Annotated in this window: 24 protein-coding genes; 12 read left to right on the top strand and 12 right to left on the bottom strand. The window is 61.3% G+C overall.

Annotated features, from left to right (window positions below):
* Positions 1-93: 93 nt before the first annotated feature.
* The 4 genes from OC71_RS15170 to OC71_RS15155 all read right to left on the bottom strand — a co-directional run bounded on the left by OC71_RS15170 (position 94) and on the right by OC71_RS15155 (position 1,878).
* The gene (locus OC71_RS15170) at positions 94-297 is read right to left on the bottom strand and encodes an SEC-C metal-binding domain-containing protein (RefSeq protein WP_003198420.1); all 204 of its coding nucleotides are present in this window, start codon (positions 295-297) and stop codon (positions 94-96) included.
* Positions 294-788 (bottom strand): LEA type 2 family protein, encoded by a 495-nt coding sequence (locus OC71_RS15165; RefSeq protein ID WP_041070625.1) that lies wholly within the window; start codon positions 786-788, stop codon positions 294-296. Before OC71_RS15165 ends, OC71_RS15170 begins: the two co-directional genes overlap by 4 nt.
* Before the next feature lie 111 nt (positions 789-899).
* Entirely contained in the window at positions 900-1,376 is a 477-nt protein-coding gene (locus OC71_RS15160; RefSeq protein ID WP_041070623.1) for a YchJ family protein, read from the bottom strand.
* Between the two features lie 4 nt (positions 1,377-1,380).
* A complete protein-coding gene (locus OC71_RS15155) occupies positions 1,381-1,878 on the bottom strand; it encodes a DUF6231 family protein (protein WP_041070621.1) in 498 nt (165 codons plus the stop codon).
* 197 nt (positions 1,879-2,075) lie between these two features.
* On the opposite strand from OC71_RS15155, the gene OC71_RS15150 reads away from it, so the two are divergent.
* The 4 genes from OC71_RS15150 (at position 2,076) to OC71_RS15135 (ending at position 4,773) form a co-directional block, all read left to right on the top strand.
* Positions 2,076-2,771, top strand: a complete 696-nt coding sequence (locus tag OC71_RS15150) for an OmpA family protein (RefSeq protein WP_041070618.1) — start codon at positions 2,076-2,078, stop codon at positions 2,769-2,771.
* Positions 2,772-2,861: 90 nt separating this feature from the next.
* Positions 2,862-3,584, top strand: coding sequence for an OmpA family protein (locus tag OC71_RS15145; protein WP_041070617.1), 723 nt, complete (start codon positions 2,862-2,864; stop codon positions 3,582-3,584).
* A gap of 162 nt (positions 3,585-3,746) precedes the next feature.
* Complete coding sequence (locus tag OC71_RS15140) at positions 3,747-4,022, top strand: DUF1145 domain-containing protein (RefSeq protein ID WP_041070615.1); 276 nt, start codon at positions 3,747-3,749, stop codon at positions 4,020-4,022.
* The gene (locus OC71_RS15135) at positions 4,015-4,773 is read left to right on the top strand and encodes a collagen-like triple helix repeat-containing protein (RefSeq protein WP_041070613.1); all 759 of its coding nucleotides are present in this window, start codon (positions 4,015-4,017) and stop codon (positions 4,771-4,773) included. The genes OC71_RS15140 and OC71_RS15135 overlap by 8 nt, the downstream gene beginning before the upstream one ends.
* A 172-nt stretch (positions 4,774-4,945) precedes the next feature.
* On the opposite strand, the gene OC71_RS15130 is transcribed toward OC71_RS15135, so the two are convergent.
* Complete coding sequence (locus OC71_RS15130) at positions 4,946-5,410, bottom strand: CopD family protein (protein ID WP_041070611.1); 465 nt, start codon at positions 5,408-5,410, stop codon at positions 4,946-4,948.
* A 98-nt stretch (positions 5,411-5,508) separates the two neighbouring features.
* On the opposite strand from OC71_RS15130, the gene dinG reads away from it, so the two are divergent.
* From dinG to pdxH, 5 genes are all read left to right on the top strand, one after another.
* Positions 5,509-7,653: an ATP-dependent DNA helicase DinG gene (gene dinG, locus OC71_RS15125; RefSeq protein ID WP_041070609.1), complete on the top strand. Its 2,145-nt coding sequence runs from the start codon at positions 5,509-5,511 to the stop codon at positions 7,651-7,653.
* Between the two features lie 92 nt (positions 7,654-7,745).
* The gene (locus OC71_RS15120; RefSeq protein ID WP_041070607.1) at positions 7,746-10,082 is read left to right on the top strand and encodes a beta-galactosidase; all 2,337 of its coding nucleotides are present in this window, start codon (positions 7,746-7,748) and stop codon (positions 10,080-10,082) included.
* Between the two features lie 190 nt (positions 10,083-10,272).
* Positions 10,273-11,418, top strand: a complete 1,146-nt coding sequence (locus tag OC71_RS15115; RefSeq protein WP_041070605.1) for an EstA family serine hydrolase — start codon at positions 10,273-10,275, stop codon at positions 11,416-11,418.
* Between the two features lie 113 nt (positions 11,419-11,531).
* Positions 11,532-12,668, top strand: coding sequence for an OmpA family protein (locus tag OC71_RS15110; protein ID WP_041070603.1), 1,137 nt, complete (start codon positions 11,532-11,534; stop codon positions 12,666-12,668).
* Between the two features lie 24 nt (positions 12,669-12,692).
* The gene (pdxH, locus tag OC71_RS15105) at positions 12,693-13,340 is read left to right on the top strand and encodes a pyridoxamine 5'-phosphate oxidase (protein WP_041070601.1); all 648 of its coding nucleotides are present in this window, start codon (positions 12,693-12,695) and stop codon (positions 13,338-13,340) included.
* A gap of 5 nt (positions 13,341-13,345) precedes the next feature.
* Here the strand turns inward: pdxH and OC71_RS15100 are convergent, their stop codons facing one another.
* Entirely contained in the window at positions 13,346-13,582 is a 237-nt protein-coding gene (locus OC71_RS15100; RefSeq protein ID WP_041070599.1) for a hypothetical protein, read from the bottom strand.
* 167 nt (positions 13,583-13,749) lie between these two features.
* On the opposite strand from OC71_RS15100, the gene OC71_RS15095 reads away from it, so the two are divergent.
* On the top strand, positions 13,750-14,214 hold the full coding sequence (locus OC71_RS15095; RefSeq protein WP_007969461.1) for a glycine zipper 2TM domain-containing protein: 465 nt from the start codon (positions 13,750-13,752) through the stop codon (positions 14,212-14,214).
* Positions 14,215-14,288: 74 nt separating this feature from the next.
* Here OC71_RS15095 and OC71_RS15090 read toward each other — a convergent pair whose 3' ends face one another.
* Genes OC71_RS15090 through OC71_RS15080 form a run of 3 tightly spaced genes read right to left on the bottom strand, consistent with a single transcriptional unit; the run spans position 14,289 to position 16,044 of the window.
* Positions 14,289-14,540, bottom strand: coding sequence for a pyocin S6 family toxin immunity protein (locus tag OC71_RS15090; protein ID WP_041070597.1), 252 nt, complete (start codon positions 14,538-14,540; stop codon positions 14,289-14,291).
* 27 nt (positions 14,541-14,567) lie between these two features.
* Positions 14,568-14,813 carry a colicin E3-like toxin immunity protein gene (locus tag OC71_RS15085; RefSeq protein ID WP_041070595.1) on the bottom strand — a complete coding sequence of 82 codons (246 nt, stop codon included), beginning with the start codon at positions 14,811-14,813 and terminating at the stop codon, positions 14,568-14,570.
* 7 nt (positions 14,814-14,820) lie between these two features.
* Positions 14,821-16,044 carry a colicin E3/pyocin S6 family cytotoxin gene (locus OC71_RS15080; protein ID WP_041070593.1) on the bottom strand — a complete coding sequence of 408 codons (1,224 nt, stop codon included), beginning with the start codon at positions 16,042-16,044 and terminating at the stop codon, positions 14,821-14,823.
* Positions 16,045-16,380: 336 nt separating this feature from the next.
* On the opposite strand from OC71_RS15080, the gene OC71_RS15075 reads away from it, so the two are divergent.
* The gene (locus OC71_RS15075) at positions 16,381-17,475 is read left to right on the top strand and encodes a PLP-dependent cysteine synthase family protein (RefSeq protein ID WP_041070591.1); all 1,095 of its coding nucleotides are present in this window, start codon (positions 16,381-16,383) and stop codon (positions 17,473-17,475) included.
* A gap of 133 nt (positions 17,476-17,608) precedes the next feature.
* On the opposite strand, the gene OC71_RS15070 is transcribed toward OC71_RS15075, so the two are convergent.
* Together OC71_RS15070 and OC71_RS15065 are read right to left on the bottom strand one after the other, a co-directional pair.
* Positions 17,609-19,222: an NAD(P)/FAD-dependent oxidoreductase gene (locus tag OC71_RS15070; RefSeq protein ID WP_041070589.1), complete on the bottom strand. Its 1,614-nt coding sequence runs from the start codon at positions 19,220-19,222 to the stop codon at positions 17,609-17,611.
* Positions 19,223-19,319: 97 nt separating this feature from the next.
* The gene (locus tag OC71_RS15065) at positions 19,320-19,973 is read right to left on the bottom strand and encodes a COG3650 family protein (protein ID WP_041070587.1); all 654 of its coding nucleotides are present in this window, start codon (positions 19,971-19,973) and stop codon (positions 19,320-19,322) included.
* A 144-nt stretch (positions 19,974-20,117) separates the two neighbouring features.
* Between OC71_RS15065 and OC71_RS15060 the strand changes: the two genes are divergently transcribed.
* A complete protein-coding gene (locus OC71_RS15060; RefSeq protein ID WP_041070585.1) occupies positions 20,118-21,224 on the top strand; it encodes an acyltransferase in 1,107 nt (368 codons plus the stop codon).
* A gap of 22 nt (positions 21,225-21,246) precedes the next feature.
* On the opposite strand, the gene OC71_RS15055 is transcribed toward OC71_RS15060, so the two are convergent.
* A complete protein-coding gene (locus OC71_RS15055) occupies positions 21,247-21,846 on the bottom strand; it encodes a short chain dehydrogenase (RefSeq protein ID WP_041070583.1) in 600 nt (199 codons plus the stop codon).
* Between the last annotated feature and the right edge of the window lie 27 nt (positions 21,847-21,873).

Raw genomic sequence — 21,873 nt, 5'->3', positions numbered from 1 at the left:
ACTGCGTTCAGCCAGCGGGAACGCGGTCAACTGTGGGAGCGAGCTTGCTCGCGAAGGCAATGTGTCAGGCGAAGAGTATCTTCACCCGAAACATCAAGCGCCGTGGCACTTCTTGAATTTCTTGCCGTTGCCGCAAGGGCAAGGGTCGTTGCGACCGACGTCTTTCAGGGCGTTGCGCACCGGTTCCTGGTGAGCGTGGCCGCAGTTCGGGCCGTGGACATGGCCATGGTCGTGATCGTGATGATGGTCATGATCGTGGTTGCAGTCAGGGCCATGGACATGAGGTTGCTGAGTCATCGGTTGTGCTCCGGAATTAAATCGGCGGGGATTATCACGCCATTGCGCTCCAGGTGCACGTAGTGGGCGATGAATAAACCGGTTTCCATCTCGCCTTGCAGTCGGTAAGGCACCTGCTGGTGCGGACTTTTCAGCATTTTCACCACGTCCTTGACCCGTGGCCACAGGTTGGTGCGGATGGGGATCCGATAGAACGCGCTGCTTTTCGGCCCCACGGTGATCCAGTGTTCATGCTCGCCTTCGGCCAGCAACATATCCGCCAGATGAATGCGATATTCCATGCCGCGCACGGTCAGGTCGCTGTCGTTGGGATTGTCGATGCGAAAATGCAGGATGAATTTCTGTTCGAGCAATTTGGCCCGCACCACCTCGACTTTCACCAGGTGCACGGCGGGATCGACGCTGTCGTCGCTGAACCATGAGGCGCAACCGCCGAGGTTCAGGATCAGCAACAGGGGAAGAATGTTGAGTGTGCGCCATAGTCCGAGCATGAGTTAACTCCCTTTGCTGGCAGTCTAGACGCTAAAAGATCGCAGCCTGCGGCAGCGCCTACATGAGTCGCGTCCTCTGTAGGCGCTGCCGCAGGCTGCGATCTTTTGATCTTATGCGCCGAAATACCCCGCACAGCACTTCTTGAACTTCTGCCCGCTGGCACATGGACACGCGTCATTGCGCCCCAGCTTCAACTGCACGGTCGGGTCGATGAAGTACCAGCGCCCGGCGTTCTGCACGAATGAAGAGCGCTCGCGGTGGCTGTGTTCGCCCTGGCTGTCGTGCCAGCGCGCGGTGAAGGTGACGAAGGCGTGCTCGGGCTGGCCGCCGAACACTTCCGAGCTTTCGACCTCAAGGCCGAGCCAGGTGCTTTGCGCGCTCCAGGCACTGATCGACTGGCGATCCAGACCGGCCTGCTGGGCGGGCAGGGTAGTGGCCACCAGATAATCGATCAGCCCCAAAACGTAGGCGCTGTAGCGCGACCGCATCAGCGCTTCGGCGCACGGCGCCGGGTGGCCTTCGTGGTAGGGACCGCAGCAGGCCAGCAGCAGGTTGCCGCTGCCGCATGGGCAAATGGCTGTACTCATTGCATTACCACCAGTATTTGCCGAAGTTTTCCGGATTGGCCCAGAACCGCGAGTTGAGCCAGTCGGGGACTTGCTTGTAGTCAAGCAGATCGTAAGTGAACAGGGTCAGTACCTGCTCGTCACGCTGAAAGCGCTCACTGGCTTGCAGCGCCAGCGAGTAGAAATCGGTTTCCTGCCAGCCGCTGGCCGGCAGATCCGCCAGCACCGCAATGCGACTGGCGTTGAGGTTGCGAATCCCGCCCAGCAGGTTCAGACCGTCACGCTTGGGCAAGTGCTCCAGGCAATCGACCACCAGCGCCAGGTCGAAGCGCCGCGCCGCGAGTTCGGCGGGCAACGCACCGGGTTCGGCGTGGGCCACGCAGCAATCCGGGTGCGCCTGTTTAAAAGCGGCGAGCGCCGGAAATTCGCTGGCGCCGATCAGCAGCAAACGCGCCGGGGCATAGCGATCCAGTAAAGCAGCCAGCGCCTGTTGCGGCGTGCGCGAAGAAATGGCGACGTTCATCGAAGCTCCTCAATCAGATCGCCAAGACTAGCGCGCCAGACGGATCCGGCCTAGACCCCGATTTGTCGCGCGTGGCAAAAGTGCCGAATCCCTGTGAACACGGTCCCAAATGCCAGTGGCCTATTGCTGGCGGAGATTAAAACTCCGGTCTTTACTCCGTGAATCGGTTCTAAGCCGATCCCTCAGGAGAAAACCAGATGAGCATAGTTCGGACAGCATTACCTTTGATTCTGCTAACCAGTGTGTTGACTGGTTGCGCAGGTTTGCAGAAAACCGATTGGCCGACCTGTGCGGCGGTCGGCGGTGTGGTCGGGGCCGGTCTCGGTGCGACGGAAAGTTCGGCGTGGGCCGGCTACGGCGCACTGTTGGTCGGCGGTACGGCAGCGGCCTATTGCTGGGTGCACGGTGATGGCGACGAAGACGGCGACGGTGTGCCTGACAGCCGCGACAAGTGCCCGCACACGCCTAAAGGCGTGCAGGTCGATGCTGACGGCTGCCCTCCACCAGCCCCGGCGCCTGTGGTAGAAGAGGCGGTTGTGGTCAAGGAAGAAACCATCGTCATCCGCGATGTGCACTTCCAGTTCGACAAAGCCACCCTGACCGGCTCTGATAAACAGGTGCTGGACAAAGTTGCCACGCGCCTGAAACAAGAGTCGTCCACGGCGCAACTGACCGTGACCGGTCACACCGACAGCGTGGGCAGCGATGCCTACAACAAGAAACTGTCGGATCGTCGTGCGCACTCGGTGGTGGAATACCTGATCCAGCAAGGTGTGCCGCGTGCCAGCTTCGTTTCGGTGTCGGGCATGGGTGAAAGCCAGCCAGTGGCGGATAACAAAACCGCTGACGGTCGCGCACAGAACCGTCGTACCGAAATCAAAATCGTCCGCTAGCCCCTCACGCATCCGCGGCTTGTGCAGTCGCGGATGCGCGTCTTTACTCCTGTGTAACCGGTATGGGCCGGTGACACAGGAGCTTTCACAATGACTGTTTTCTCAAGGTCCGTCTTGCCGGTGCTGCTGCTGGGCAGCTTGCTCACCGGTTGCGCCACTCACAGCGACGGCGACGCCCCCCTCAATCAACGTACGTGGCCGATTTGCAGCCTGATCGGCGGGCTGGTCGGTGGCGGCCTTGGCGCCATTGAAAGTGGCGGCTGGGCCGGTGGCGGTGCCGCGCTGGGGATCCTTACCGGCGGGCTGATCTGTTATGCCCAGGATGGCGATGAAGATGGCGATGGCGTGTTCGATCGCCGCGACCGTTGTCCGGACACTCCGGCCAATACCCCGGTCGATCATCGTGGTTGTCCGCTGCCGCAATACCCGGTCACGGAAAAAGCGCCAGAGCCTGCACCGCAATCGGAAGTCATCACCCTCAGCGATGCCGGCAATGTGTTGTTCGATTTCGACAAGTCGGACCTGACCCCGGCCGCGAAAGCCCAGCTCGATACGCTGATGGACAAGTTGCGCAATGCTGACGTGGTCAGCATCAAAGTCATCGGCCATACCGACAGCAAGGGTTCGGACGCCTATAACCAGGCGTTGTCGGAGCGGCGTGCCAGCAGTGTGGCGGCGTATCTGCTGAGCCAGGGCCTGGAACCGGCCAAACTGACCAGCGAAGGGCGCGGCGAGAGCGAGCCGGTGGCCGATAACGCGACGGACGAAGGGCGGGCGAAAAACCGTCGGGTAGAGTTGCATATCAATCGCTAGGACTTGTCTGTAGTCCGCAGGCTAGAGCTGCCGGGCGACGATCATCGTCGAACCGGCAGCGATCCGACGACTGACAAAAGTTTTTTCTTTTGCCCCTCTGGCTTATCCCCCGCGTAAGCCGTTACTGTGCGCCCAAAGAATAATTCCGAGACGGGGGAGCGTATGAAGGTTTTCTGGGGGCTGGGGCGTTTGCTGACCCTGCTGTTCTGGTGCGTGGTGGTGGTCAATCTGCTGCTGCCGTTTGTGCATCCGCTGCATCTGCTGGTCAATCTGGCCGGCGCCTTGTTGCTGGCGCTGCATGGGCTGGAGTTGCTGTTCTCTCGCCTCAAGGGGCGTCCCAACCCATGGCGCGATCGTCTGCGCATCCTGCTGTTCGGCGTTTTTCATCTGCAAACCATCCCGGCCCCGGCCGCTCCGGAGGCTTCTTCCCATGCGTAAACTTTGCCTGCTCGCCGCATTCATCAGTCCCCTGGCCTGCGCCCAGGTGGTCAGTGTCGAAACCAATTCCCTGATGCGTTTGCCCAACACGGCCAGCACCCTGCAGCTGGAGCGGCTGGACGTCGCGGACTACGGCACCTTGCTGATTCCTGCCAACGTGACCGAGCTGACCGTCGGCGAATTGCGTCTGGGTCACGAAGCACGCATCGCGATCGTTCCGAGCGAACAGGCGCTGGACATGAAAGTCATCCGTGCCGAACTGTCCGAAGGCAGCCTGATCACCGCGCGCGGTGCGCCGGGCACGTATGAGAAAGCCGCCCGTGCCGGACGCAATCTGAATTTGCAGTTCAAGGCCCTGAGCGCGCCAAAGCTGTTTGTGGATGCTCGCGGCGGTACCGGCGCGCCGGGTTTTGTTGGCCTCGATGGCGGCAACGGTGAAGATCCGGGCTGCACCTGGGGCGCGGCCGGTCACGGTTTTGATGGCAGCAACGGCAGCGATGGCCAGCCGGGAGCGCCGGGAGCGCTGGTGCGCCTGGAAGTGCCGCGTGAGTTTCCGGCTGAGCTGATCAAGGTCAATGTCGCGGGCGGCGCCGGTGGCCCGGCGGGTGTTGGCGGCAAGGCGGGCAAGGGCGGCCAGTCCAAGGGCTGCCTGGTGTATCGCGCCGATGGCGGCAAAAACGGCAAGGCCGGGGCTGATGGCCAGCCTGGGCCGGTGGGTGCGGCAGGTGCGGTGACTGTGCAGCGCCTCTAAATACAGCGCTATTCACAATTGTGGTGAGGGAGCTTGCTCCCGCTGGGTCGCGTAGCGGCCCCTACGCCATATACCGCGTTTCGTCAGATTGAACGCGTCAGCTGATTTGGGCTGCTGCGCAGCCCAGCGGAAGCAAGCTCCCTCGCCACAAAAAGTGCTGGTTGTCAGTGGGTCAGAACATCGGCCGCGCCGCCGCAATCGCCACCAGCACCAACCCCACAATCAAATTGATCCCCACCACCCGGCGAATCCGCCCCAGCACCGCCGCACCCACCGGCCATTCCTTGGCTTCAACGGCTTTGCGCAACTCTGGCAGCATCAAACCCTGAATCCGGATAAACAGCGCCGTCATCACCACATACAGTCCGATCATCACCTGCACGTATTTCGGCGCGGTCTCGAAGCCGACCTGCTGCAAGTGCAACATGCCCACGCCGCTGATCGGCAACAGGATCACCGCGACCCAGACCCAGCGGAAAAAACCTTGAAACACTTCTACCCACAAGGTCAGGCGGGCAGGGCCGTCGAGCGCCTTCACCGCTGCCGGGCGCAGGACCATCCAGGCGAAAAACATGCCGCCGACCCAGACCAGGGCGGACAGGACATGCAGCGGATAAACAAGGCTAAAAGGTGTCATTGGGGTACTCCGTTCTGCGCGGGACTGATTAGCGGGGTATGATAGCGGCCGATCCGAACTACTGAAAATTTATCCAGCGTTTTTACGCCCGACATTCAATGATCAGCACTGAACTCAAAACCACGATCCAGGGCGCCTATTCGCGTTTTCTTGAAGCCAAGAGCCTCAAACCGCGTTACGGCCAGCGCCTGATGATCGCCGAAGTCGCCAAAGTCCTCGGGGATATCGACACCGACGACGAAGGCCGGCGCAGTGGCGACCCCGCGATTGTCGCGGTGGAAGCCGGCACCGGTACCGGCAAGACCGTGGCCTACAGCCTGGCGGCAATTCCCACGGCGAAGCTGGCGGGCAAGCGTTTGGTGATCGCCACCGCGACCGTGGCGCTGCAAGAGCAGATCGTCTACAAGGACTTGCCCGACCTGATGCGCAACAGCGGGCTGAACTTCAGCTTTGCGCTGGCCAAGGGCCGTGGCCGCTACATGTGCCTGTCCAAGCTCGACATGTTGCTGCAGGAAGGCCACGCGCAAACTGCCACCGCGCAGCTGTTCGAAGAAGAAGGCTTCAAGATCGAGGTCGATGAGGCCAGTCAGAAGCTGTTTACCAGCATGATCGAGAAGCTCGCCGGCAATAAATGGGACGGCGACCGTGACAGCTGGCCCAACGCCCTGGAAGACGCTGACTGGGCACGGCTGACCACCGATCACAGCCAGTGTACCAACCGCCATTGCCCGAATTTTGGCCAGTGCGCCTTTTACAAGGCGCGCGAAGGCATGGGCAAGGTCGATGTGATCGTCACCAACCACGACATGGTGCTGGCTGACCTGGCCCTCGGCGGCGGTGCGGTGCTGCCGGATCCGCGTGACACCATTTACGTGTTCGACGAAGGCCATCACCTGCCGGACAAGGCCATCGGCCACTTCGCTCATTACACGCGCCTGCGTTCCACCGCCGACTGGCTGGAAACCACGGCCAAGAACCTCACCAAACTGTTGGCCCAGCATCCGTTGCCGGGCGACCTCGGCAAGCTGATCGAGCAGGTGCCGGAGCTGGCGCGGGAGATCAAGACCCAGCAGCAGTTCATGTTCACCGCGTGCGAACAGATTGCCGATTTCAAACCCGGCGAAGACGTCGAAGGTCGCGAGCGGCCACGCCATCGTTTCGTCGGCGGGGTGATTCCCGAGCACATGCGCGAGATGGGCATCGAGCTGAAGAAAGGCTACTCACGTCTCAACGACCTGTTCACCCGTCTGACCGACCTGCTCAAGGAAGGCATGGACGGCGAGGTCAACATCGGCATCGCCAGCAATCAGGCCGAAGAGTGGTATCCGCTGTTCGGCAGCCTGTTGTCCCGTGCCTCGGGCAACTGGGAACTGTGGACCGCGTTCACCGCCGAAGACCCGGAAGACAGCCCGCCGATGGCCCGCTGGCTGACGCTGGCCGAAAGCGGCTCGCTGTTTGACATCGAGGTCAATGCCAGCCCGATTCTCGCCGCAGAAACCCTGCGCCGCAGCCTGTGGAACGTCGCCTACGGCTGCCTCGTAACGTCGGCAACGCTGACCGCGCTGGGCACCTTTGACCGGTTCCGCATGCGCGCCGGGCTGCCGAAGAAAGCCGTTACCGCTGTGGTGCCGAGCCCGTTTCATCATGCCGACGCCGGCGTGTTGCGCGTGCCGGACCTCAAGGCTGATCCGCGTGATGCGGCGGCCCACACGGCGGCGATCATCCGCGATCTGCCGGACCTGGTGGAAGGCTCGCGCGGCAGTCTGGTGCTGTTCTCTTCGCGCAAACAGATGCAGGACGTGTTCGACGGCCTCGACCGCGACTGGCGCAAACAAGTGTTCATTCAAGGCAACCTGTCGAAACAGGAAACCCTGAACAAGCACAAGGCGCGGGTCGATGGCGGCGATTCCAGCGTGCTGTTCGGCCTCGCCAGTTTCGCCGAAGGGGTGGACTTGCCGGGCGCCTACTGCGAGCACGTGGTGATCGCCAAGATCCCGTTCTCGGTGCCGGACGATCCGGTCGAGGCGGCGCTGTCGGAGTGGATCGAGGCCCGGGGCGGCAATCCGTTCATGGAAATTTCGGTGCCCGACGCCTCCTTGAAACTGGTTCAGGCCTGCGGCCGTCTGCTGCGCACCGAAGAAGACCGCGGCACCATCACCTTGCTCGATCGGCGCCTGGTCACCCAGCGCTATGGCAAGGCGATCCTCAATGCGTTACCGCCATTCCGTCGTGAAATATCCTGAGACAACGGTGGGCAGTTTTGCCCGCCGCGCTGTCTATCTCTCTGCCATGCTTTTCCATTGGCCTTTTGGTCGTTAGGGAGAACTCCGTTCTTATGATTCGCCGCTCGTTGCCTGCCGTTTTTGCCTTGATCTTTGCCGCTCCGTTACTGGCGGCGCCTGCCGGTCAGCAGACCCTGTTCAACTTCGTCCGTCCTGCCGACGTGGTGAAAGTCGTCACTGAAAACACTGACCTGCCACAAGCCAACGCCGAGCAAACCCCGGAAGGTGAAGTGCTGCGCCGGGTGACGTTCAACCCGGTAGCCCGCCCGACCCTGCGCCTGACCCCACAAACCGGCGCCTGGGACTGGTCGCAGTCGGGCATGATGAGCCTGCGTCTGCAGAGCGCAATGAACTGGGCCGTGACGGTCTACGTGCAAATCCAGAGCAACAACGGCCAGACCCTGACCAGCCGCGTTGACCTGCCGGCCGGCCCTGCGCAAACCCTGCTGGTGCCGCTGGTGGCAACTTCGCCGCTGAGCCAGGGCATGAAGGCCGGGCCGCCGATGCCGATGACCGTCGATGGCCAGCGCATTTTGCTGGCCAGCAGCAGCGGCGAACTGGATCGCAGCCAGGTGGTGTCGGTCAGCCTGTGGATGGATCAGCCGAAAGCCGCGCAAAGCTTGCTGCTCGAACGTTTCGGTGTGCAGGACGGCGATGCCGTGACCCGGGCCGTCTACGGCAATCTGGTGGACGCCTACGGGCAGTCGACCCGCAGCAAATGGCCGGAAAAAATCAGCAACGACGAACAACTGAAATCTGCCGCCGCCAAGGAACAGCAACAGCTGAAAACCTGGCTGGCCGAGCGCGAAAAATCTTCGCTGGACAAGTTCGGTGGCTGGAACAAAGGCCCGGCGTTCAAGGCCAGCGGCTTTTTCCGTACTGAAAAGCGTGATGGTCGCTGGTATCTCGTCACGCCGGAAGGACATCCGTTCTATTCGCTGGGGGTCAACACCGTCAGCCCGCAGGTCAACCAGACCTACGTGGCCGGGCGTGAGTGGATGTTCGAATCCCTGCCCAAGTCTGACGAACCACTTGCCAGTCATTTCGGCGAAGGTGACAACCGTGGCGGCAACGGTGCCGATCAGGGCCGAGGCTATGGCAACGGGCGCTGGTACGATTTTTACGGCGCCAACCTGCAACGCCTGTACGGCGAACCTTGCGCAGCACCGGCGCAAGCCGAACCGCCAGCCGCGCCGTGCAAAGCCACGGTCGATCAGCAGAAATGGGCCACGCACACCCTCGACCGCCTGCAGGCCTGGGGTTTCAACACCGTCGGCAACTGGAGTGCCGACTCGCTTGCCGACGCCGAACGTGTGCCGTACACCTTGCCGCTGTCGATTGTCGGCGACTACACCAGCATCAGCACCGGCAGCGACTGGTGGGGCGGCATGCCTGATCCGTTCGACCCGCGTTTCGCCATGGCCACCGAGCGTGCCGTGGCCATCGCCGCCCGCGATCATCGTGATGATCCGTGGCTGATCGGTTACTACGCCGACAACGAATTGGCCTGGGCCGGTCCGGGCGATGATCCGCAGTCGCGCTATGCCTTGGCCTATGGCACGTTGAAAATGACCACCGACGTGCCGGCCAAACGCGCGTTTCTCAAGCAGCTGCGCGACAAGTACCGCAACCAGGCGGGCCTGTCGAAAGCCTGGGGCATTGATCTGCCGGCGTGGGAGTTGATGGAGGATCCGGGGTTCGTGCCGCCAATGCCGAATCCGGAGCACCCGGAAATCGAAAACGACTTCAAATACTTCCAGAAGGTGTTCGCCGACACCTACTTCAAGACCATCTCCGATTCGCTGAAATGGCACGCGCCGAATCAGTTGCTGCTCGGTGGCCGTTTCGCCACCAGCACCCCGGAAGCGGTGGCGTCCTGCGCGCAGTATTGCGACGTGCTGAGTTTCAACCTGTATACGCTGAAACCGCAGGACGGCTATGACTTCGCCGCCCTGCGTGCCCTCGACAAACCGGTGCTGATCACCGAATTCAACTTCGGCTCCAGTGATCGTGGCCCGTTCTGGGGTGGCGTGACGCAACTGGCCAAGGAAGAAGACCGTGGCCCGGCGTATGCCAACTTCCTCAAGCAGGCGCTGAGCGAGCCGTCGATTGTCGGCGTGCACTGGTTCCAGTATCTGGATCAACCGGTGACCGGGCGTCTGCTTGATGGCGAGAACGGGCACTTCGGTCTTGTAGGGATTACCGATCTGCCGTATCAGGGCTTTGTCGAGGCGGTACGCAAGAGCAATTTGCAGGCGATCGATCAGTTGGGCAAGGAGGCTGAGAAAGCGGCCGCCGCCGGTCATGAGGCTGAAGGAGGGCGCAAGGGTGAAGCCGGCAAAGGCCCGGGGGCCGGGCATGCGGGTGGGCATTCGGGCAATGGTCACTGAGGTTTGATGCCTTAAAGATCGCAGCCTTCGGCAGCTCCTACAGGGAATGGAATTTTGTAGGAGCTGCCGCAGGCTGCGATCTTTTGATTTTGCTTTGAAATGACCACCCGGCCCGCAGCTGTTCCCAAATCCCTCAAGGGCTGGAACAATGCGGGCCACTTTGTAGAGCGTTTTCGCGGGGGAGTTGCGGGTGCAGATTCAGGGCCATTACGAGCTTCAATTCGAAGCGGTGCGCGAGGCTTTCGCGGCACTGTTCGACGATCCCCAGGAGCGCGGCGCAGCCCTGTGCATCAAGGTCGGCGGCGAAACCGTCCTCGACCTCTGGTCCGGTACCGCCGATAAGGACGGCGCCGAGGCCTGGCACAGCGACACCATCGCCAACCTGTTTTCCTGCACCAAGACGTTCACTGCGGTCACCGCGCTGCAACTGGTGGCCGAAGGCAAGCTGCAACTGGATGCACCGGTTGCCCGCTACTGGCCGGAATTTGCGGCCGCCGGCAAAGAATCGGTCACCCTGCGCCAATTGCTCTGCCATCAGGCCGGTCTGCCGGCCCTGCGCGAGTTGCTGGCGCCCGCCGCCCTCTACGAATGGCAAACCATGGTCGACGCACTCGCAGCCGAAGCGCCGTGGTGGACGCCGGGCACCGGTCACGGCTATGCCGCCATCACTTATGGCTGGCTGGTCGGCGAGTTGCTGCGCCGTGCTGACGGTCGTGGGCCGGGCGAGTCCATCGTAGCCCGCGTCGCCAGGCCGCTGGGGCTGGATTTCCACGTCGGTCTGGCGGACGAAGAATTCCACCGCGTGGCGCACATCGCTCGGGGCAAGGGCAACGTCGGCGATGCCGCGGCCCAGCGCCTGTTGCAGGTGACCATGCGCGAACCGACCGCCATGACCACCCGTGCCTTCACCAATCCGCCGTCGGTGCTCACCAGCACCAACAAACCGGAATGGCGGCGCATGCAGCAGCCTGCCGCCAATGGTCATGGCAACGCGCGCAGCTTGGCCGGTTTCTACGCTGGCTTGCTCGATGGCAGCCTGCTCGAAAGCGAAATGCTCGAAGAACTGACCCGCGAACACAGTTACGGCGAAGACAAGACCCTGCTGACCCGCACCCGTTTCGGCCTGGGCTGCATGCTCGATCAGCCGGACATGGCGAACGCCACCTATGGCCTCGGCCCGCGGGCGTTTGGTCATCCGGGGGCGGGCGGTTCGGTGGGTTTTGCTGATCCCGAGCATGATGTCGCGTTCGGTTTTGTGACAAATACCCTTGGGCCGTACGTCTTGATGGATCCGCGCGCGCAGCAACTGGCGCGGGTACTTGCCACTTGTCTGTAAAGCGTTACATGAGGTTCCAGGGTTGGAACCAGATCCGGTTTTTTGATTCAAAGCGTCTGTTTATCCGGGCAAAAGAGCTCTGATCTTTCATTACTTCACTTTGTGGATTTTCAATGTCATCCAAAAAAACTCTCGCCCTGGCCCTGTGTGTTGCGATCACCGGTTGCGCACAGACTCCTAAAAACGATGCGGACGGCGGCAGTTGGTGGCCGTTCGGCTCTTCCGACAAAGTGGCGGCTAAAGAGCCGGCCCCAGCCCCGGCCTCTGTCGCAGCCCCGGCGCCGCTCAAGCCTGCCGCGACCGCACCTGTGGCCAAGACTGAAAGCAGCAGCCACTGGTACTGGCCGTTCGGCAGCTCCGATGACGCGGCGGCCAAGGCCGACGTGAAACCCGAAGTCAAACCAGAAGCAAAACCGGCGGTAGTGGCCAAGGCCGATGCTGACACCGGCACAAAGTGGTGGTGGCCGTTCGGCGGCAAGGATCAGTCCACGGCCAAAGTGGTGCCGATGCCTGACCCGAAAGTCACCCAGGCCTGGCTGGATGACTACGAGCCACGCCTGCGTGCAGCGATCAAGGACAGCAATCTGCAACTCGAGCGCCGCGACAACGTTCTGGTGGTGATCGCGCCGGTTGAAGGCTCGTTCAACCCGAAACGTCCAGCGATGCTGTTGCCGGTGACCCTCAGCCCGTTCACCAATGTCGCGAAAATCCTCGAAGCTGACCCGAAAACCGCTGTCCTGGTGCTCGGTCACAGCGACAACACTGGCGCCGCGCCGGCCAACGTCAAACTCAGCCAGGAGCGTGCTCAGTCCGTGGCGGCAATCTTCCGCCTGAGCGGCTTGCAGCGTGATCGCCTGATGCTGCGCGGCATGGGTGGCGATGCCCCGCGTGCGGCCAACGACAGCGCCGAAGGCCGTGCCCTGAACCGTCGCGTCGAACTGCTGGTGACCCCGCAGAACACCATGGTGGCCTTGCTGAGCAAATACAACATGCCAGCGCCCGCACCGACCACGATGCTTGCCGCACAGGACGTCAAGCCTGCAGCCAAACCGGTAACCCCGGCGCCGGCCGCTTCGAAGGCCGCCGTACCTGCAACCAAAAAGGCTCCGGCGAAGAAAGCCGCTGCCAAGGCACCAGCGAAGAAGGCGGCGACCAAGGCTCCGGCGAAAACCCCAGCCAAGAAAACCGCTCCGGCCAAAGCCGCGACGACTGACAAGAAAGTTGCCGCCAGCGATACTTCCAAGCAGTGATCCGCTAACGAAAAGGAATGCGCCATGACCCAGGCTCTGGCAGATATGCGTCGTGATTACACCCGGGATGGTCTGACCGAGGCGCAAGCCCCGGCTGAACCCTTTGCGTTGTTCCACCAGTGGTTTGCCGATGCGGTGAAAACCGAACAGGCGCCGGTGGAGGCCAACGCCATGACCCTGGCCACGGTCGATGCGGACGGTCGCCCGCACTGCCGCATTCTGCTGCTCAAGGGCCTGGACGAGCAGGGCTTCACCTTTTTCACCAATTACGACAGCGCCAAGGGCCAGCATCTGGCGGCCAACCCGTTGGCTGCCATGACGTTTTTCTGGCCGACCCTGGAGCGCCAGGTGCGCATCGAAGGGCGTGTGGTGAAAGTCACGCCTGCGGAGTCCGATGCTTATTATCAGGTGCGTCCGCTGGGCAGTCGGCTCGGGGCCTGGGCTTCACCGCAGAGCCGGGTGATCAACGGGCGCGGCGAACTGGAAGAGCTGCTCAAGGCCACCGAGCAGCGTTTCAGCGATACGCAACCGCACTGTCCGGAACACTGGGGCGGTTATCGCCTGCTGCCTGAGCGCATCGAGTTCTGGCAGGGCCGTCCAAGTCGTCTGCACGATCGCCTGAACTACCGTCAGCAGGGTGCCGACTGGATTCTTGAACGTCTGGCGCCTTAAGCAGTCTACCGAGCGGGATAGCTTGCCGCAGCGGCCTCAAGCCACTTCGGCAGCTCCCGACGCTTGATCTTCTGCACGCGGGCATCGGCCAGTCGTTGCAGCATGAAGGCGCGTTTGTCTTCATCCTTGCCCGCCAGCGACAGGGCCAGATCACGATCCATCCAGCGTTTGATCCGCACGTACAGCCACCCATGGAAGTACAGACCGGCGACGGTGGTGACGAAAATGATCAGGTAATCCATGAAAATCCTTGGGTTGGCAGGGCGGATTGGGCGATTTGGCGCTACTGTTGGGTGGGTCTGCAGGTGCCTGTACCGGGCCTGAATAAAATCAAGTTTATCCGGGCTGCGTCGTGACAGGCGTCAAGCAGCGGGGTTTAATGAACACCTGTTCTTTTGGAGTTGATGCTATGCGTAAGTCTGTTCTGCTGGTTGCTTCTTTTTCCACGATGGCGATGTTGCTGACCGGCTGCCAGTCGAGCCTGACCGGTGACTCCTACTCCCGTGACGAAGCGCGTCGTGTGCAGACGATTCGCATGGGCACCATCGAATCCCTGCGTCCGGTGAAAATCGAAGGCACCAAGACCCCGATCGGCGGCGCTGCAGGCGCAGTGGTCGGCGGTGTCGGCGGCAGCGCCATCGGTGGCGGCAAGGGCAGCATCGTTGCGGCGGTCATCGGCGCCGTGGCCGGCGGCCTGATCGGTTCGGCCACCGAAGAAGGCCTGACCCGCACCCAAGGCGTGGAAATCACCGTGCGCGAAGACGACGGCAGCATGCGCGCCTACGTGCAACAGGTTCAGGAAAACGAAGTATTCCGTGTCGGTGAGCGCGTACGCATCTCCACCGTCGGTGGCACCAGCCGCGTTTCGCACTAAGCGGCAACGAGCGGTAAAACAAAACCCCGATCAGGTGACTGGTCGGGGTTTTTTGTTTGTTTCAATTCGCTCGCTCAATGCTGGGCACAGGTGCCCATGAAATATTCCAGACCCTTCGGGAATCTGACATTCAGAAGGTTCTCTAGCGCGGGTATCTGATCTTGATTCAACAGCAACTCGCCGGGTTCAACCTCACCAAGAGGCTTGGACTCTATGAGCAGGGCGATTTTTTCATTCATCTCGCTGCTCGTGATCTCCAGCTCGAACTGCAAAGAGTCGTCCTGAACTACATCGGGAAAAAAACCGGTGATCGAAAGGTAGCGCATTGAGGTCAAACAACCTGTTTATCGATATCAACTGTAGTCAAACGAAATTTGATAGTCGTTAGTATTCAGAGCGATGCGATGTTGAAAGTACGGCTGAATGGTAGCAACCCAATTTTCGACGACGTTGAAGCTGCCATTGTTGATGTTGCCATCCACTGGAATACCTAAGGCATTCAATACTGATTCATCATCTCCCAGATCTTTTGACGTCTCCTCGCCCTGAAATTGCAGGGTTGTCGTGTCGTACCACTCAAGTCTTAGTTCCAGTCCCATTTCTTCCTCACAGATACCTTTTTTTAATGCTTCTTTCTTTTAAAGGGCCTTCGCGTCGTTCACCTGTTTGGGGATCGAAGGCTCCCAGGTGTGCTCCATCGCTTCGATACATTTCTAACTCCCCATGCCTTGAATCCCATTCGTAAATTTTCTTTCCTTTGGCATCTGTCCAGCGCTTACGAAGTCCACCTCCACCCTGAACCGGATTTTTGTCTTTAACTTTTTTCAAGTCTGGAAATGCGGTGATTTGCTCCGTAGTCGGCGGTTTATGGTAGCTATGACCAGCAGGTGCCAAGCCTTTGCGTTCTGTACTCAGTACAACGTATAACGGTTTTACCCCCGAATCCGCCGGAAATACCAGAATGAAATCCCGATACTCCGGCGGATAAACCGGATTCACCAGAATCCCGTCCGCCGCTTTCGTCGGCGGATAAACCCAGATGTGCGGTGCTTGCGGTGCAGCCTCCAGCGCCGGAATACCGAGAACGTCCGAGCCATCCACCGCCGGCGTCCAGATCAGTTCGACGCCTTCACCCAGGTCGGCGACGAACCGGTCGCCGCGCGTGCTGAACTGCACGATATCGACCATTTCCCAATCGCGATTCCTGCCGGTGTAGAAGCCGTAGCCCCGCAGACTGCCGTCGACCTGTTGTTCGACGCGCAGGCGCACGCGGGTACGGGCCTGTTTGAGGCTGCGCAGTTGCTCGTCGCTATAGAGTGCGCTGTCGCCGAGGCTGGAAGGCATGAGCAGCGCCACCAGTCCTGCCAGGGTGGCGGTGGCCGTTCCGGCGGCGATGGCGGGTAGCGCCTCAAAGGCGGCGCCGGCCAGGGCGAAACTGCCGAGCCCGGCGGGAATGGCTGCGGCGCCGATTTTCTTCAGGGCAATGCCGCCGGTTTCATCGCTTTCGCGTGCACCCAGCAGGATCAGCTCGCCGTAATCCTTGAGGCTGTCGGTCGGCACCATCCCCGAAGGATTCGCGTAGTCGATGATCGCGTCCGGCAATTTGCAGGACTTGGCGAACACGCATCCGGCACGCACCGGATCCGGCTTTTTCGCCGCTACCTCGCGGCTGCGCTCAAAGGCCTCCTGCCGAGCCAGCATGGCGTCGTAAGCGTTCTGCCGGGCTTCGCGCTCGGCCAGTTCGGTGGCCGTCATGTAGCGCCAGGTGACGTGATGACCGTCGCCCGCCGGTGGGTTGGGGACCCGGGGAATGTCCTTGTTGCGAGCCACTGAGCGTCCTTTCGTTCATCCATCGACAGGCCCTTGAAAGGGCTGCACGACGTTAACGAAGCGGACAAAGGCTGGCTGTAGGACGGATCTTTGATTAAGTGCGGATTGTTCGCTATTGCTCAGGCAGGGATTCGAGCAGGCCGCTTCAGCGCAGAGAACGGGAGGAAAGGTTCTGCGCCGTTACTGAAAAAGCCTGATACCCATTTGCACAGAACCTGGCAGTTGGTGGATGAATTGAGCCTCAGCTGTATCTGTGAGGCCTGCAGGTTTTTTCCTATGCTTGAGAGCTGAGCCTGTGACGAGGCAATTCCTGCCCGAATCAACGAGAACATGACCATGAGCGACAACCGCCAGTGGGCCCGCGAAGCGATCCGCATCATCGAAGCGGACTTCCAGCGCAGCGCCGACACCCATCTGATCCCCTTGCCGCTGCCGGGGTTTGCAGGCATCGAGTTGTATTTCAAGGACGAGTCGAGCCATCCCACCGGCAGCCTCAAGCACCGTCTGGCGCGCTCGTTGTTCCTGTACGCGTTGTGTAACGGCTGGCTCAAGCCCGGCGCGCCGGTGATCGAGGCGTCCAGCGGTTCGACGGCGATTTCCGAAGCGTATTTCGCGCGCATGCTTGGCTTGCCGTTCATTGCGGTGATGCCGGCGACCACTTCGAAAGAAAAGATCGCGCAGATCGCCTTCTACGGTGGCCAGAGCCATCTGGTTCAGGATCCGACGCAGATTTACGCCGAGTCCGAACGTCTGGCCCGCGAGCATGGCGGTCACTTCATCGATCAGTTCACCTACGCCGAGCGGGCCACCGACTGGCGGGCGAACAACAACATCGCCGAGTCGATCTTCCAGCAGATGCGTTTCGAGAAACATCCGGAACCGAGCTGGCTGATTTCCAGCCCCGGCACCGGCGGCACCACCGCGACTCTCGGCCGCTACGTGCGTTATCGCCAGCATTGCACCCGGGTGTTGTGCGCCGATGCCGAGCGTTCGGTGTTCTTCGATTACTACCAGACGGGCGACGCGAGCCTGCGCCTGGACTGCGGTTCGCGGATCGAAGGCATCGGTCGGCCCCGGGTCGAGGCGTCGTTCCTGCCGCAGGTGATCGATGCGATGGTCAAGGTGCCGGACGCCTTGTCGCTGGCGGCCATGCATTATCTGGCGCAGCGTCTGGGACGGCATGTCGGCGGGTCGAGCGGCACCAACCTGATCGGCGCGCTGATGGCGGCGCAGCAGATGAAAGCGGCGGGGGAGTCGGGGTCGATCGTGGCGATTCTGTGCGATGGCGGCGAGCGTTATGCCGACACGTATTACGATCAGGCGTGGCTCAAGGCGCAGGGCTATGAGCTGGAGGGATTGATTGCAGCGGTGGCGGCGAGTGCCGAGAAAGGTGAGCCGTTGCCGACCTCGGTGTTGCGCGCGAATATCTGATACACCGAAAACCACTGTGGGAGCTGGCTTGCCAGCGATAGCGGATTGTCAGTCAACATCAATGTCGAATCTGAGTCCGTCATCGCTGGCAAGCCAGCTCCCACAGGATTGCGCGTTTTGCAGATTTGGCTGATCAGGCTTCCAGACCGAGGATATCCCGCGCCACGGCCTCGGCAATCCGAATCCCGTCCACACCCGCCGACAGAATCCCGCCCGCATAACCCGCGCCTTCACCGGCCGGGAACAGACCTTTGACGTTCATGCTCTGCAGCGATTCGTTACGCGTGATGCGCAGCGGCGACGAGGTGCGGGTTTCGATGCCGGTCAGTACGGCATCGTGCAGCGAGTAGCCACGAATCTGCTTCTCGAACGCCGGCAACGCTTCACGAATCGCTTCGATGGCAAAGTCCGGCAGCGCCAGGGCCAGGTCGCCCAGGGCCACGCCCGGTTTGTACGACGGCTCGACTTCGCCCAACTCGGTGGACGGGGTGCCGTTGATGAAGTCGCCGACCAGTTGCGCCGGGGCCTTGTAATCACTGCCGCCGAGGATGAACGCGTGGGACTCCAGACGCTCCTGCAACTCGATACCGGCCAGCGGGCCGCCCGGGTAATCGACCTCCGGGGTGATGCCGACGACGATCCCGGAGTTGGCGTTGCGCTCGTTACGCGAGTACTGGCTCATGCCGTTGGTGACCACGCGGTTCGGCTCGGACGTCGCCGCGACCACGGTGCCGCCCGGGCACATGCAGAAGCTGTAGACCGAACGACCGTTCTTGGCGTGGTGCACCAGTTTGTAGTCAGCGGCACCGAGTTTCGGGTGGCCGGCGTACTTGCCCAGCCGCGCGCGGTCGATCAGCGACTGCGGGTGTTCGATGCGGAAGCCCACCGAGAACGGCTTGGCTTCCATGAACACTCCACGGCTGTGGAGCATGCGGAAGGTGTCGCGGGCACTGTGGCCGAGGGCCAGGATTACGTGTTTCGAATGCAGGGTTTCACCGCTCGCCAGCTCGACGCCGACCAGTTGGCCGTCTTCGATCAGCACATCGGTGACGCGCTCCTGAAAACGTACTTCGCCGCCCAGGGCGCGGATCTCTTCACGCATGGTCTCGACCATGCCGGTCAGACGGAAGGTACCGATGTGCGGTTTGCTGACATAGAGAATTTCTTCCGGCGCGCCGGCCTTGACGAATTCGTGCAGGACTTTGCGGCCGAGGAACTTCGGATCCTTGATCTGGCTGTACAGCTTGCCGTCGGAGAACGTGCCCGCGCCGCCTTCGCCGAACTGCACGTTGGACTCGGGGTTGAGCACACTTTTACGCCACAGACCCCAGGTATCCTTGGTGCGCTGACGGACTTCGGTGCCACGTTCGAGGATGATCGGCTTGAAGCCCATCTGTGCCAGCAACAGGCCGGCGAAAATCCCGCACGGGCCGAAACCGACCACGATCGGGCGCTGGTTCAGGTCGCTCGGCGCCTGACCGACGAATTTGTAGCTGACATCCGGCGCCACGTTGACGTTACGGTCGTCGGCGAACTTGCCGAGCACCTTGGCCTCGTCGCGCACGGTGAGGTCGATGGTGTAGATGAAGCACAGTTCGGAGGACTTTTTACGTGCGTCGTAGCTGCGCTTGAACAAGGTGAAATCGAGCAGGTCATCGCTGGCGATGCCCAGACGCTGCACGATGGCGGCACGCAGGTCTTCTTCGGGATGGTCGATTGGCAGCTTGAGTTCGGTGATTCGTAACATGGCGAGGATCCGGATTCGCGGGGCGCACAACTGCGCCAGGGCGTTTGAAGGCCGCGATTATAAGCCGCAAAGGCCGGATCCGGTGAGGCTAAAACGCTCAGTCGTTGCGCGATCCGCCGAAATACCCGCAACCACGCTCGACCTTGCCGTCGATGCGCAACTCGGCGCTCATGTGCTGCACGCTGCCGGTGCTGCTGTCGATGCAGCGTTGCGGCGCGACCCATAACTCGATGCGCTGGTTGTTGGCTTCGCTGCTGAGGTTGAAGCGGCCGTCGCCCAGTTGTTCTTCGACATACGGCACGGCCAGCGCCGGTTGGCCTTCACTGTCGATGACCATGCCCTTGCCGCTGACTTTGACGTTCCACTCGGGACCGTGGCCGGCGGCGCGCAGGATCAACAGTTTGAAATTCGGGTCATCGCACGCGGTGCCGGAACGCTCGACGCGATACAACTGACCGAGGTCGAGGCGGTCGCCGGCGATCTTCCCGCGTACATCGGCAAACAGCTTGCCCTGCTGATCGGCGAGGGTCGCGGCCTCTTGCAGCACGCTGGTGCCGCCGATGTCATTGACCACGTACTGACGTTGTTCGCCACACGGCTGGAACACCAGCTTGCCGTCGGCTGCGGTCAACTGCCCCTGCATCCGGGATTGCCCGACATGGGACGCACTTTCGCGCGGGCCATCGAGCAATTGGCAGGCGGCGAACAATGGCAGCAGGGCAACAACGATCAACGAACGGGCAACACGCATCTTCGGCTCTCCAGACAAGTGCCGCCACGTTACGCAGGCTGACCGTCGATCACAAGACTTGAGTGGCCGGTTCAGGCTGGCTATTGAGTTGCCCGTTACCCGCCAGCATAGTGGCGTACCTGTGCGGGCATGGATTGATGGTGCATGAAGCAAAACCCTTCGGTATTCCCTGAGCGGCTGTACGCGCTGGACGCCCTGCGCGGCATCGCGGCATTGGCGGTAGTGTTCTGGCATTGGCAGCACTTCTTTTTTCAAGGCGCAGTACCCGGTCCGTTACAACGTGAAGACCAGCCGTTGTACAGCCTGTTTTCATTGTTCTACCGGCATGGCGGTGATGCCGTATCGCTGTTCTTCAGTCTTTCCGGATTCATTTTTTTCTGGTTGTTCGCCCGAGCGCTGGCGCAACGCGAAATCAGCGGAAAACAGTTCTTCAGCGAACGTTTCAGCCGGATCTATCCCTTGCACCTGGCGACTTTTTTGGCGGTAGCCATGCTGCAGAAAATCTACAGCGCGCACACCGGCAACGCGTTTGTTTACCCGTTCAACGATGCCTGGCACGCGCTCCTCAATGTGTTTCTGGCGCCGGCCTGGGGGCTTGAGCAGGGCTGGTCATTTAACGGCCCGGCCTGGTCGATATCGGTGGAAGTGTTGCTTTACGCAGGGTTTTTCCTGCTGTGGCGTTACTCACCGGCGCCGCTGCTGATCAGCGCGTTGCTGATTGCCGTGAGCCTGTGGGTGTTTCCGGCGCAGTACAAAATCAGCCTCGGAGTGTTTGGTTTTTTCTGTGGTGGATTGGGTTACATCGCCGTGGAGTGGTTGTTGCGGCGTTTTGATCTGCGTTGGGTCGCTGTCGGCCTGGTGTTGGCTTGTGTGGCGGGCTGGTGGTGGATCGGCAGCGCTGAGGCGCAATCACAGCGCATCAGGTTTGCCGTGCTGTTCCCGCTGACCATCGTTGCCGTCGCGGCTTGCCACCCATGGTTGCAGCCGCTGGCGCGCCGTTTGTCTTGGCTTGGCGACATCAGCTATGCCTCCTACCTGCTGCACTTTCCGCTACAGATTGTCGCGGCCCTGCTGGCTGATAAATTCCTGCCCGGACGCGCCGTGTTTTATCAGCCGTGGAGCCTGCTGCTGTTCTTTGCCGTGCTGATCGGCAGCAGCCTGCTATGTCATTACTGGTTCGAACGGCCGGTGCAGCGCTGGTTGCGCGAACGTGCGGGCGGGCGCACCGCAGGAGCCGAAGTGGCCCGCTGATGCACCCCTGCCTGCGCGGTCTTCAGTTGACGTGAAAGGTCTGACCGGTTTGCAGGCCTTCGACACTTTTCGCGTAGGCCAACGCCACATCGGCTGCCGGAACCGGCTTATAGCCACGGAAGTACGGGGCGTAGCTGCCCATCGCTTCCAGCAGCACGGTCGGGCTGATCGAGTTGACGCGCAAGCCACGCGGCAATTCGATGGCGGCGGCTTTGACGAAACTGTCCAGGGCGCCGTTGACCAGTGCTGCCGAGGCGCCGGAGCGGATCGGGTCGTGGCTGAGCACGCCGGTGGTGAAGGTGAACGAGGCGCCGTCGTTGGCATATTCGCGGCCGATCAGCAGCAGGTTGACCTGGCCCATCAGTTTGTCTTTCAGGCCGAGGGCGAAGCTGTCAGCGTTCATCTCGCCGAGTGGGGCGAAGGTAACGTTGCCGGCGGCGCAGATCAGCGCGTCGAACTTGCCGGTTTGCTCGAACAGTTTGCGAATCGATGCGCTGTCGCTGATGTCCACCTGGAAGTCGCCGCTGCTGCGACCGATACGAATCACTTCGTGACGCTGGCTCAGCTCTTTATCCACGGCCGAACCGATGGTGCCGGCGGCACCGATCAACAGAATCTTCATGGGACTGTTCCTCAATGGGTTGAACGA

It is taken from the genome of Pseudomonas sp. W15Feb9B (assembly GCF_000828175.1).
GTDB lineage: Bacteria > Pseudomonadota > Gammaproteobacteria > Pseudomonadales > Pseudomonadaceae > Aquipseudomonas > Aquipseudomonas parakoreensis.
The sequence above is the reverse complement of the archived record's forward strand: the minus strand, read 5'-3'. Positions and strand labels throughout refer to the sequence as shown.

What these genes read in the sequence shown, in the direction of transcription:
- OC71_RS15170 (WP_003198420.1), bottom strand. Translation starts at nt 297, where the DNA reads ATGACTCAGCAACCTCATGTCCATGGCCCTGACTGCAACCACGATCAT.
- OC71_RS15165 (WP_041070625.1), bottom strand. Translation starts at nt 788, where the DNA reads ATGCTCGGACTATGGCGCACACTCAACATTCTTCCCCTGTTGCTGATC.
- OC71_RS15160 (WP_041070623.1), bottom strand. Translation starts at nt 1,376, where the DNA reads ATGAGTACAGCCATTTGCCCATGCGGCAGCGGCAACCTGCTGCTGGCC.
- OC71_RS15155 (WP_041070621.1), bottom strand. Translation starts at nt 1,878, where the DNA reads ATGAACGTCGCCATTTCTTCGCGCACGCCGCAACAGGCGCTGGCTGCT.
- OC71_RS15150 (WP_041070618.1), top strand. Translation starts at nt 2,076, where the DNA reads ATGAGCATAGTTCGGACAGCATTACCTTTGATTCTGCTAACCAGTGTG.
- OC71_RS15145 (WP_041070617.1), top strand. Translation starts at nt 2,862, where the DNA reads ATGACTGTTTTCTCAAGGTCCGTCTTGCCGGTGCTGCTGCTGGGCAGC.
- OC71_RS15140 (WP_041070615.1), top strand. Translation starts at nt 3,747, where the DNA reads ATGAAGGTTTTCTGGGGGCTGGGGCGTTTGCTGACCCTGCTGTTCTGG.
- OC71_RS15135 (WP_041070613.1), top strand. Translation starts at nt 4,015, where the DNA reads ATGCGTAAACTTTGCCTGCTCGCCGCATTCATCAGTCCCCTGGCCTGC.
- OC71_RS15130 (WP_041070611.1), bottom strand. Translation starts at nt 5,410, where the DNA reads ATGACACCTTTTAGCCTTGTTTATCCGCTGCATGTCCTGTCCGCCCTG.
- dinG (WP_041070609.1), top strand. Translation starts at nt 5,509, where the DNA reads ATGATCAGCACTGAACTCAAAACCACGATCCAGGGCGCCTATTCGCGT.
- OC71_RS15120 (WP_041070607.1), top strand. Translation starts at nt 7,746, where the DNA reads ATGATTCGCCGCTCGTTGCCTGCCGTTTTTGCCTTGATCTTTGCCGCT.
- OC71_RS15110 (WP_041070603.1), top strand. Translation starts at nt 11,532, where the DNA reads ATGTCATCCAAAAAAACTCTCGCCCTGGCCCTGTGTGTTGCGATCACC.
- pdxH (WP_041070601.1), top strand. Translation starts at nt 12,693, where the DNA reads ATGACCCAGGCTCTGGCAGATATGCGTCGTGATTACACCCGGGATGGT.
- OC71_RS15100 (WP_041070599.1), bottom strand. Translation starts at nt 13,582, where the DNA reads ATGGATTACCTGATCATTTTCGTCACCACCGTCGCCGGTCTGTACTTC.
- OC71_RS15095 (WP_007969461.1), top strand. Translation starts at nt 13,750, where the DNA reads ATGCGTAAGTCTGTTCTGCTGGTTGCTTCTTTTTCCACGATGGCGATG.
- OC71_RS15090 (WP_041070597.1), bottom strand. Translation starts at nt 14,540, where the DNA reads ATGCGCTACCTTTCGATCACCGGTTTTTTTCCCGATGTAGTTCAGGAC.
- OC71_RS15085 (WP_041070595.1), bottom strand. Translation starts at nt 14,813, where the DNA reads ATGGGACTGGAACTAAGACTTGAGTGGTACGACACGACAACCCTGCAA.
- OC71_RS15075 (WP_041070591.1), top strand. Translation starts at nt 16,381, where the DNA reads ATGAGCGACAACCGCCAGTGGGCCCGCGAAGCGATCCGCATCATCGAA.
- OC71_RS15070 (WP_041070589.1), bottom strand. Translation starts at nt 19,222, where the DNA reads ATGTTACGAATCACCGAACTCAAGCTGCCAATCGACCATCCCGAAGAA.
- OC71_RS15065 (WP_041070587.1), bottom strand. Translation starts at nt 19,973, where the DNA reads ATGCGTGTTGCCCGTTCGTTGATCGTTGTTGCCCTGCTGCCATTGTTC.
- OC71_RS15060 (WP_041070585.1), top strand. Translation starts at nt 20,118, where the DNA reads ATGAAGCAAAACCCTTCGGTATTCCCTGAGCGGCTGTACGCGCTGGAC.
- OC71_RS15055 (WP_041070583.1), bottom strand. Translation starts at nt 21,846, where the DNA reads ATGAAGATTCTGTTGATCGGTGCCGCCGGCACCATCGGTTCGGCCGTG.